The organism is Pseudomonas sp. (genome assembly GCF_050739995.1).
In the GTDB taxonomy this organism is placed as follows: domain Bacteria; phylum Pseudomonadota; class Gammaproteobacteria; order Pseudomonadales; family Pseudomonadaceae; genus Aquipseudomonas.
On the sequence record NZ_JBOICG010000134.1, the window covers coordinates 1 to 9,381 of the forward strand.

Sequence of the window (9,381 nt, forward strand, 5' to 3'; positions counted from 1 at the left end):
TGATCCTCAACAACTATCAACTGATGAAACATGCCAAGTACAACAAGGACGAAAAACTGTCTGTTGCGCTGATCTGTGAACTGCATGGCATTGCCACCGCAGATATTGAAGAGGACGACGTTCATCCGGGGCACATCAGGGACAGTGACGATATTTTTGTCGGTGGCGCAGGTGACGAAGTCGTCCATCAGCCACCCAAGGCCGTGCTGCTGCCGGTCAGGCTTGAGGCGCTTTGCCAGTTCGCGAATGATCGGCATGACGGCCAGGATGGCAGACACTTTATCCATCCTGTGGTGAAGGCCGTTATCCTGCACTTCATGCTGGGCTATGAACACCCGTTCAGGGATGGCAATGGGCGCACCGCACGCGCTTTGTTTTACTGGTTCATGCTCAAAAGTGGTTATTGGCCATTTGAATACATTTCTATCAGCACGCTGCTCAAGCAAGCTCCTATGCAATATGGGCGTTCGTACGTGTATACGGAAACCGATGCGTTTGATTTGACCTACTTCGTCATTTATCAATTGCGGGTGATTGAACGGGCCATTCAGCAATTCATGGCCTATTTCGACAGCAAGCGCCTGGAGGCGGCAGAGCTGATGAGTTGGTTGACCACACTTGAATTGAAAGAGCGGTTGAACTACCGACAGGGCCATTTCTTGAAGAAAGTGCTCCAGCATCCAGGACGCATATTCACGCCCAAGGAGCTCACCCATGACTATGACGTTTCGGAAAATACCGCACGTAAGGACCTTGAGAAGCTGGTCGAGATGAAAGTGCTGCTCAAGGTCCAGGAAGGAAAAAGCTATCTGTACGTTGCACGAAACGATGGGCAGGCCAACTTGGCGGCGCTGGGCTCCTCAAGCTGAAACGATGTCAAACCTGCTCCTCCCCCCGCAACTGCACACTCATGGCATCGCAGCTGGCGGCCCAGTCGTTCAGCCATTGCGGCATCGGCGGTGAGGTTTCGTCCAGGCCCAGTTCACGCAGGAAATCCGCCGGGGGCAGGGTGCCCTTGGCGCTGCGGAACAGGCCGCGCATCACCACCACGCCGACGACCCGACCGTTGCTGACGAAGCGGTGCTCCATCAGGCTCCATTTCTGATCCCAGCCGAGCATGCGCGTATGCACCTCGAAGGCTTCGAACAGCTTCAATTCCCGACGGAACTTGCCCCAGGTATCGCCCACGATAGGCAATGCCTTCTTGCGCAATGCCACGCGAAAAGCGCCGGTGCGCAGTACAAAATCCATGCGCGCAACATCCGCCAGGGAAAAATACCGGCCATTGGTGACATGCCGGTTGATGTCCAGGTCCAGTGGCCACACCCGCATGCGCACCACCGTCGTGTCCAGGCCATGGACAGGGTTGCGCCACGGGCGGCGGCACAGCATGCGGAACAAGCGAAACCAGAGATTCATAAAAACGCCAGGCAGTTGATCAGAGAGCGCACTGTAAAGGCGTCGGATCGGCTAAGGTAGGTGCGCAAATGACTTATTACATGCGAAAAGCGCAAGCAGGCCTCTAAATGCACATCACCTTGCTCCTGGCTGACCAATGTTCCGCCGCCAGCGCCACGTTGGCCCTGGAGATGCTCAGCGCCGCCAACCTGTTCGCCGAAGCACCACCCTTTGAGATCGTGGTGGCCTCCCTCGACGGCCAGCCTGTCGATGCCTGGGGCGGGCAGCGTTTGCAGGTGGACTATTCGTTGGCGCAAGTGACCCAGACCGACTTGGTACTGATCCCCGGGTTTCTCTTTACCTTGAAGGAGGCGTTGCCGGCGTTTCCCAGCTACGGTCCATGGCTGCGCGAGCAACATGCCCGGGGGGCGGTGCTGGCCTCGATGTGCACGGCCGCTTTTCTACTGGCCGAAACCGGCCTGTTGCACAACTTGCGTGCCACCACCCACTGGGCGTTAGCCGAGCTGTTTCGGCGCCGGTATGCCACGGTGCGCCTGGATGACGCGCAGATCCTGTGCGAAGAAAACCGTGTGATCACCTGTGGCGGGGCCAGTGCGGCCATGGATTTGATGTTGCACCTGATTCGCCGCTTCGGCTCGCCGGAACTGGCCCACACGTGCAGCCGATACCTGCTGATCGACACGGTGCGCACCGAGCAATCGGTGTACGCCATGTGGTCGTTGCCCAAGAGCCATGGCGACGGTGAGATCCTGCGGGTACAGCACTGGCTGGAGCAGCACTTTGCCCAGTCACTGGTGATCGACGAAGTGGCGCAGCGCTTCGGTTTTGGTGTGCGCAACTTCAAGCGGCGCTTCAAGGACGCCACCGGTCATACGCCGATTGCCTACCTGCAAACGCTGCGCCTGGAGCGGGCCAAGCAGATGCTCGAAGCCACGCGCATGACCCTCGAAAGCATCACCTACGCGGTGGGGTATGAAGACAGCAATTCCTTTCGCCGCTTGTTCCAGCAGCGAGTGGGGATGCTGCCGGCGGCGTACCGCAAGAAATTCCTCGGCGCCACGGGCTGATCAACGACGCAGTTGGGCCTCGCCTTCGATACAGGTCACCAGAAACTCCATCACCACTTTCACCGACGGCGAGCGACGTATATCCGGGTACACCGTGAGCCAGATATCGCGCACCGGGCCCTCGCTGGCGGTGGGCAACCTGACCAGCAACGGGTCGTGGTCGCCCACCAGGGTCGGCAATACCACGACGCCGACCTGTGAGCGGGCGGCCATTTGCTGGGTAATCAGTTCGCTGGCGGCGAACACCATCGGGCGCTGGCCGCGCAGTTGGTGCATCCACGCCTGTTGGGGCAGGTGATCACGGCTGCTGTCATAGGCGATGAAGGTCCACTGTGGGGCGGGCAGTTGCTGGAGTTCGGGCGCGCCATACAGCCCGAAACGCACCACGCCGACCCGGCGCCGTACCAGTGCGTGCTCGTCGGGCTGCACGGTGCGCAAGGCAATATCGGCTTCGCCCTTGTCCAACGCCGCCAACTGGGTTGACGGCATCAGCACCAGGTTCAATTGCGGGTACTGGGCACGCAAGCGGGCGATGTGCGGCGCGATGCAGTGGTTGGCGATGGAGGGCGGGCAACTGACGCGTACGGTACCGGCCATTTCAATGGACGCGACCCGCGACAGGCGCATGACGTCAGAGGCCATCTCACCCATACCTGCCGCCAGCTCTGCCAAGGCCAAACCCTGCGCAGTGAGCGGCCGGCTGCGCGGCAAGCGGTCCACCAACTTGACGCCCAGGGCTTTTTCCAGCGCATCGACGCGGCGCCCCACGGTGGCATGTTCAACCTGCAATTCCCGGGCAGCCGCTGACAACGACTGTGTACGGGCCAATACGGTGAAGTAATACAGATCCTGCCAGTCAAACATCGGGTTATTTCCGCACGGACGGTGTGAGTGAATGGGGAATTTTCAGGCTGATGGTGCTCTTTTACCATGGCCGCTTCCCAGTGCAAACGGAGTTGTTCCTCGATGAAAGCCATTACCTTGCAAGCCTACGGCGGCCCTGAAGTGGCCGAACTGCGCCATGACGTCCCCAAACCCCAGGCCACTGCGGGGCACGTGCTGGTGCAGGTTGCCTGCGCAGGCATCAACTTCATGGATATCCATACCCGCCAGGGCAAGTACGCCCAATCAGCGACTTACCCGGTGCGCCTGCCGTGCACCTTGGGCATGGAAGGTGCAGGCGTGGTGGTGGCAGTGGGCGCTGGTGTCAGTCACTTGCACGTGGGCGACCGTGTGGCCTGGTGCATCGCCTGGGGCGCCTATGCCGAATACGCCTGCGTGCCGGCCGACAAGGTGGCGCAGATTCCCACCGCCATCCCGTTTGATCAGGCGGCTGCAGCGATGTTTCAGGGCTGCACCGCCCATTACCTGATCGAGGATGTGGCGCAGCTGAAGGCCGGCGACACCTGCCTGATCCATGCGGCATCGGGCAGCATCGGCCAGTTGTTGGTGCAGATGGCGCGTCGACTCGGCGCGACGGTATTCACCACCGGCAGCACGGCAGAAAAATGTGCGATTGCCCTTGAGCGCGGTGCCCACCACGCCTGGGCCTATGACGGGTTTGCCGAGCGTGTCCTGGAGGCTACCGGCGGGCGAGGAGTGGACGTGGTGTTTGATTCCCTGGGGAAAACCACCTTGCGCGACAGTTTCAGGGCGTGCCGTACACGCGGGTTGATCGTCAATTACGGCAACGTCTCGGGCTCGTTGACCGACCTTGACCCGATTGAACTGGGGGAAGCCGGTTCGTTGTTTTTGACCCGGCCGCGCCTGGCCGACCATATGGCTGACGGCTCCACCGTGCAACGACGGGCGAACGCGGTGTTTGCGGCGATGCTGGAAGGCTCATTGAGCGTGGAGATTGAAGGGCATTACACACTGGAGACCGTCAAAGGCGTACATGAACGTATCGAGGCACGGCAGCAGATCGGCAAGGCTGTGTTGTGGCTGGAGCGCAATCTGGACTAATCGCGGGCGAAAAAAAAACCGGCTGATCAGGCCGGTTTGGGGTGCCCCGCCAGCAGCGCGGGGTCAGGCGTTGTTGCTGTGCAGACGATCCGCGCCGCCTTCAGCCAGGCCACGTTCCTGCAGGCGATCGGCACCGCCTTCGGCCAGGCCACGTTCCTGCAGACGATCCGCACCGCCTTCAGCGACAACCGGGTGGGCAAAAGCATTGGCAGCGAGTACCGAGAAAGCGAGGCTAAGCAAGATTTGGCGTTTCATGGTGATGTGCTCCGAGTGTTTGGTTTGGGTGTTGCCTGGTATGGGTTTGATGGTACGCGTTGGATTTTTTAAGAGAACTTCATTGCGCTGATGGTGACTATCGACGCCAGCGATGGCCCGTGTTGGCGGACCATCGCAGGGCCGGTCATGGCATCTGCGGCAGTTCCTGTGGGCGCAGGTCAAACACCAGCACCTCGGCGTTGTCGCCCTGGCTCAGGTGGATCTGGCGTTCATCGCGCACCCGGGCACCGTCACCTTCCTGCAAGCGTTGACCGTTGAGCTCGACGCTGCCCCGTGCCACATGGATGTAGGCGTAGCGGTCCCGTGGCAGGTCCAGGGTCGCGCTCTCGTTACCGTCGAACAGCCCGGCATACACTCGCGCATCCTGGCGCACCTTCAGCGAGCCCTTGGCGCCGTCCGGCGAGATGATCAACTGCAAGCGCCCACGTTTCTGCGCTTCGCTGAAGTGCTCCTGCTGGTAGCGTGGCTGGGCGCCGACCACATCCGGCACGATCCAGATCTGCAGGAAGTGCACGCCGTGGTTCTGACTGTGGTTGAACTCGCTGTGGGCCACGCCGCTGCCGGCGCTCATCAGTTGCACGTCGCCAGGGCGGATCACCGAGCCGGTGCCCAGGGTGTCCTTGTGTTCCAGGGCGCCTTCGAGCACATAGGAGAAAATCTCCATGTCGCGGTGCGGGTGCTGGCCGAAACCTTTGCCGGCGGCGACGCGGTCGTCGTTGATCACCAGCAGGTCGGAGAAACCCTGCTCCTTGGGGTTCCAGTAGTTGGCGAACGAGAAGGTGTGGAACGACTTCAACCAACCGTGATTGGCGGCGCCGCGTTCCGAGGCTTTGCGAAGGGTCAGCATGGGGTGTTCTCCTCAAGGGAAGCGGGTCTGCGAGATGCAGGGCTTCGGTGTGAGGAGAAGGTTACTGGTTAGCAGTTGGTTGATTAAGAAGCTGTATTTTGAATAACTGTCTCATTGCAGTTGACGATTGCCAGCTGCAGGGCCTTGAGATGATCGCGATAGCGCAGTTGAAGCTTGCGCCAGGTCATCGGGTTCACCCCTTCGCTGCGGCTGAACAGGTGACAGAAGTGCGCCTGGTCGCAGAATCCGCATTCCTGGCTGATTTGCGTCAGGCTCAGGCCGGAGGCGGTGATCAGCACCTTGGCCCGTTTGATGCGCTGCTGGCGAATCCATTCCCGGGGCGCCACGCCAGTGGTGCGCTTGAAGGCCCGGGAGAAATGGCTGCGCGACAGCTCACAGGCGCGGGCCAGTTCCGTGACCTCCAGTGGCTCGGCCAGGTTGGCGAGGATCAATTGTTTGACCTTCTGTTCCCGCTGGGAACACAGCATTCCGGTTGCAACTGCTGGTTGAGCCATGATCGATATCCGTGGTCGAAGGGCGCTGGTTTTCACCCACCTTACCGGTGAATGAATACCCAGTGTAGCCCGCTATAGGCATCGCTCGTGCTGAGCACATACATGCAATTTTTCTACATCGCAGCGTCGCACACTCTTGTGAACGTTCAAGTATCCAGGGGAGGGGCGCGATGGACTCAACAGCACAAGGCGGGCCGGACGAGGTCGTGACCCTGGTGGTCAAACACCGCGTGAAACGGGGCCTTGAAGCCGATTACGAAGCATGGCTGCGGCGCACCGTGCGCATCGCCGGCGAGCGTCCGGGGCACCTTGGCGTCGATGTGGTGCGCAGCAAGCAAGGCGGTCTGACGTTGTTCACCTGCGTGCTGCGCTATCGCTCGGCCGATGACCTCAAGCGTTGGCTGGACTCACCCCAACGCCAGGACCTCATCAACGAAGCCACGCCGATGCTCGCCGACGGCGACCGGACTGAAGTCGGCGCGGTCAACGAGTTCTGGTTTTCGCCCCTGGCCGATGCCGCCGCCAAGCCGCCGCGCTGGAAGCAGGCGATTGTCACGCTGCTGGTGATCCTGCCGCTGACCCTGTTGATCCCCATCCTCTGGGGCCCGGTGTTGCGCTTGCATCCGCTGCTCTCCAACTACGTTGTCGCCACGTTTCTGGTCACCCTGACCATTGTGCTGCTGGTGGTCTACCTGCTGATGCCGGCTGCCACTCGTCTGTTCGCTCCCTGGCTCGAAGCCTCTGTAAAGGAAACCCTATGAACGCCGATCTGATTCTGTTCAATGGCCAGTTCCACACCGTGGACCGGGAAAACCCACGCGCCACGGCCGTCGCCATCCATCAGGGACGGTTTGTTGCTGTCGGCACCGACGCCGAGGCCATGGCCCTGCGCGGTAGTGGCACCCAGGTTATCGACCTCAAGGGCCGCACCGTCATTCCCGGCCTCAACGATTCGCACCTGCACCTGATCCGTGGCGGGCTGAACTACAACCTCGAACTGCGCTGGGAAGGTGTGCCGTCCCTGGCTGATGCGTTGCGTATGCTCAAGGACCAGGCCGACCGCACCCCAACACCGCAATGGGTGCGGGTAGTGGGGGGCTGGAACGAATTCCAGTTCGCCGAAAAACGCATGCCGACCCTGGACGAGTTGAACCAGGCTGCGCCCGACACGCCAGTATTTGTGCTGCACCTGTACGACCGCGCGTTGCTCAACCGTGCCGCCCTGCGCGTGGCCGGCTACACCAAGGACACGCCGAACCCGCCCGGCGGTGAGATCGTGCGTGACGGCAACGGCAACCCCACCGGCATGCTGGTGGCGCGACCCAACGCGATGATCCTGTATGCGACCCTGGCCAAAGGCCCGAAACTGCCCCTGGAGTATCAGGTCAACTCCACGCGACAGTTCATGCGTGAACTCAACCGCCTGGGCCTGACCAGTGCCATCGACGCGGGAGGTGGCTTCCAGAACTACCCCGATGACTACGCGGTGATCGAACAGTTGGCCAAAGATGAACAGTTGACGGTGCGCATCGCCTACAACCTGTTCACCCAGAAGCCCAAGGAAGAACTCAGCGATTTCAAGCATTGGACCGGCAGCGTCACTCTGCACCAGGGCGATGATTACCTGCGTCACAACGGCGCCGGTGAAATGCTGGTGTTCTCGGCCGCCGACTTCGAAGACTTCCTCGAACCGCGTCCCGACCTGCCGCTGACCATGGAACAGGAACTGGAACCGGTGGTACGCCATCTGGTGGAGCAGCGCTGGCCGTTCCGCCTGCACGCCACCTACAACGAATCGATCTCGCGCATGCTCGACGTGTTCGAGAAGGTCAATCGCGACATTCCGTTCAATGGCTTGCCGTGGTTCTTCGACCATGCCGAAACCATCACGCCGCAGAACATCGAGCGCGTGCGTGCCCTTGGCGGTGGCATTGCGATTCAGGACCGCATGGCCTTCCAGGGAGAGTATTTCGTCGAGCGTTACGGCGCCAAGGTCGCCGAAGCCACGCCGCCGATCCAGCGCATGCTCGCCGAAGGGCTGCCGGTAGGGGCGGGCACCGATGCCACGCGGGTGTCGAGCTATAACCCGTGGACCTCGCTGTACTGGATGGTCAGCGGTCGCACCGTCGGCGGCCTGGCCCTGCATGCCGAAGGCTTGCCACGGCTCACCGCATTGGAGCTGTTTACCCACGGCAGCGCCTGGTTCTCGTCCGAGCAGGGCAAGAAAGGCCAGATCAAGGTCGGCCAGCTGGCGGACGTGGCGGCACTCTCGGCGGACTTTTTCAGCGTCGAGGAAGAAGCCATCAAGTGGATCGAATCGGTGCTCACCGTGGTCGGCGGCAAAGTGGTGTACGGCGCTGGCGACTTCGAAGATTTTTCACCCCCACGCCTTCCGGTGCTGCCGGACTGGTCGCCCGTGGTCAAGGTGCCGGGGCACTGGCGCCCCAGTTCGCCCTTGCAGGCGCAAGTCCATCAGTGCAGCGGCCCGTGCGGCGTGCATGCCCACAGCCATGAAAAAGCACGGCTCTCCAGCGTGCCGGTCAGCGACTTCCAGGGTTTCTGGGGTGCGTTTGGCTGCTCGTGTTTTGCCTTCTGATTCAACCCCCAAAAGGAGCTAACCCCATGACGTACAAACGCCTGAACAAAGACGATGCCGTGGTGCTGCTGGTCGACCACCAGACCGGCCTGATCTCCCTGGTGCAGGACTTCTCGCCCAACGAGTTCAAGAACAACGTGCTGGCCTTGGCCGACTTGGCGAAGTTCTTCAAGCTGCCGACCATTCTCACCACCAGCTTTGAATCCGGCCCCAACGGCCCGCTGGTTCCCGAGTTGAAAGAGATGTTCCCGGACGCGCCGTACATCCCGCGCCCAGGCCAGATCAACGCCTGGGACAACGCGGATTTCGTCAAGGCGGTGAAAGCCACCGGCCGCAAGCAGATCATCATCGCCGGTGTGGTGACGGATGTGTGCGTAGCGTTCCCGACCTTGTGTGCTCTGGAAGAAGGCTTCGACGTATTCGTGGTCACCGACGCCTCCGGCACTTTCAACGAAACCGTGCAGCAAGCCGCCTGGGCGCGCATGGCCGCTGCCGGGGCTCAACTGGTGAACTGGTTCTCGGTGGCGTGTGAGCTGCAGGTGGACTGGCGCAACGACATGGAAGGCCTGGCCAACCTGCTGTCCCAACGCATTCCCAACTACCGCAACCTGATGAACAGCTATTCGGCCTTCACTGCCAAGTAACCTGCTCTGAAGATATAAGTGATCCTATGTGGGAGGGGGCTTGCCCCCGATA

Annotated in this window: 11 protein-coding genes; 6 read left to right on the top strand and 5 right to left on the bottom strand. The window is 61.1% G+C overall.

The annotated features are described in order from the left end of the window. A partial coding sequence (locus tag ACRESD_RS04630; protein WP_431749844.1) for a Fic family protein occupies positions 1–869 on the top strand: 869 nt, incomplete at its 5' end. Between the two features lie 7 nt (positions 870–876). Here the strand turns inward: ACRESD_RS04630 and ACRESD_RS04635 are convergent. Then, positions 877–1,419 (bottom strand): thioesterase family protein, encoded by a 543-nt coding sequence (locus ACRESD_RS04635; protein WP_431749845.1) that lies wholly within the window; start codon positions 1,417–1,419, stop codon positions 877–879. A gap of 107 nt (positions 1,420–1,526) precedes the next feature. Here ACRESD_RS04635 and ACRESD_RS04640 point away from each other — a divergent pair, with 107 nt between their 5' ends. Further along, positions 1,527–2,486: a GlxA family transcriptional regulator gene (locus ACRESD_RS04640; RefSeq protein WP_431749846.1), complete on the top strand. Its 960-nt coding sequence runs from the start codon at positions 1,527–1,529 to the stop codon at positions 2,484–2,486. Here the strand turns inward: ACRESD_RS04640 and ACRESD_RS04645 are convergent, their stop codons facing one another. After that, positions 2,487–3,350 (bottom strand): LysR family transcriptional regulator, encoded by an 864-nt coding sequence (locus tag ACRESD_RS04645; protein WP_431749847.1) that lies wholly within the window; start codon positions 3,348–3,350, stop codon positions 2,487–2,489. It lies immediately after the preceding gene. A gap of 102 nt (positions 3,351–3,452) precedes the next feature. Here ACRESD_RS04645 and ACRESD_RS04650 point away from each other — a divergent pair, with 102 nt between their 5' ends. Further along, entirely contained in the window at positions 3,453–4,451 is a 999-nt protein-coding gene (locus tag ACRESD_RS04650) for a quinone oxidoreductase family protein (RefSeq protein ID WP_431749848.1), read from the top strand. A 63-nt stretch (positions 4,452–4,514) separates the two neighbouring features. On the opposite strand, the gene ACRESD_RS04655 is transcribed toward ACRESD_RS04650, so the two are convergent. From ACRESD_RS04655 to ACRESD_RS04665, 3 genes are all read right to left on the bottom strand, one after another. After that, a complete protein-coding gene (locus tag ACRESD_RS04655) occupies positions 4,515–4,706 on the bottom strand; it encodes a hypothetical protein (protein WP_431749849.1) in 192 nt (63 codons plus the stop codon). A 145-nt stretch (positions 4,707–4,851) separates the two neighbouring features. Then, the gene (locus ACRESD_RS04660) at positions 4,852–5,574 is read right to left on the bottom strand and encodes a pirin family protein (protein ID WP_431749850.1); all 723 of its coding nucleotides are present in this window, start codon (positions 5,572–5,574) and stop codon (positions 4,852–4,854) included. Positions 5,575–5,657: 83 nt separating this feature from the next. Beyond that, on the bottom strand, positions 5,658–6,089 hold the full coding sequence (locus ACRESD_RS04665; protein ID WP_431749851.1) for a helix-turn-helix domain-containing protein: 432 nt from the start codon (positions 6,087–6,089) through the stop codon (positions 5,658–5,660). Positions 6,090–6,259: 170 nt separating this feature from the next. Here ACRESD_RS04665 and ACRESD_RS04670 point away from each other — a divergent pair, with 170 nt between their 5' ends. Genes ACRESD_RS04670 through ycaC form a run of 3 tightly spaced genes read left to right on the top strand, consistent with a single transcriptional unit; the run spans position 6,260 to position 9,329 of the window. Next, positions 6,260–6,850 (top strand): antibiotic biosynthesis monooxygenase, encoded by a 591-nt coding sequence (locus tag ACRESD_RS04670; RefSeq protein ID WP_431749852.1) that lies wholly within the window; start codon positions 6,260–6,262, stop codon positions 6,848–6,850. After that, positions 6,847–8,685 (top strand): amidohydrolase, encoded by a 1,839-nt coding sequence (locus ACRESD_RS04675; RefSeq protein WP_431749853.1) that lies wholly within the window; start codon positions 6,847–6,849, stop codon positions 8,683–8,685. Before ACRESD_RS04670 ends, ACRESD_RS04675 begins: the two co-directional genes overlap by 4 nt. A 26-nt stretch (positions 8,686–8,711) precedes the next feature. Next, the gene (ycaC, locus tag ACRESD_RS04680; protein WP_431749854.1) at positions 8,712–9,329 is read left to right on the top strand and encodes an isochorismate family cysteine hydrolase YcaC; all 618 of its coding nucleotides are present in this window, start codon (positions 8,712–8,714) and stop codon (positions 9,327–9,329) included. The last annotated feature ends 52 nt before the right edge of the window (positions 9,330–9,381 follow it).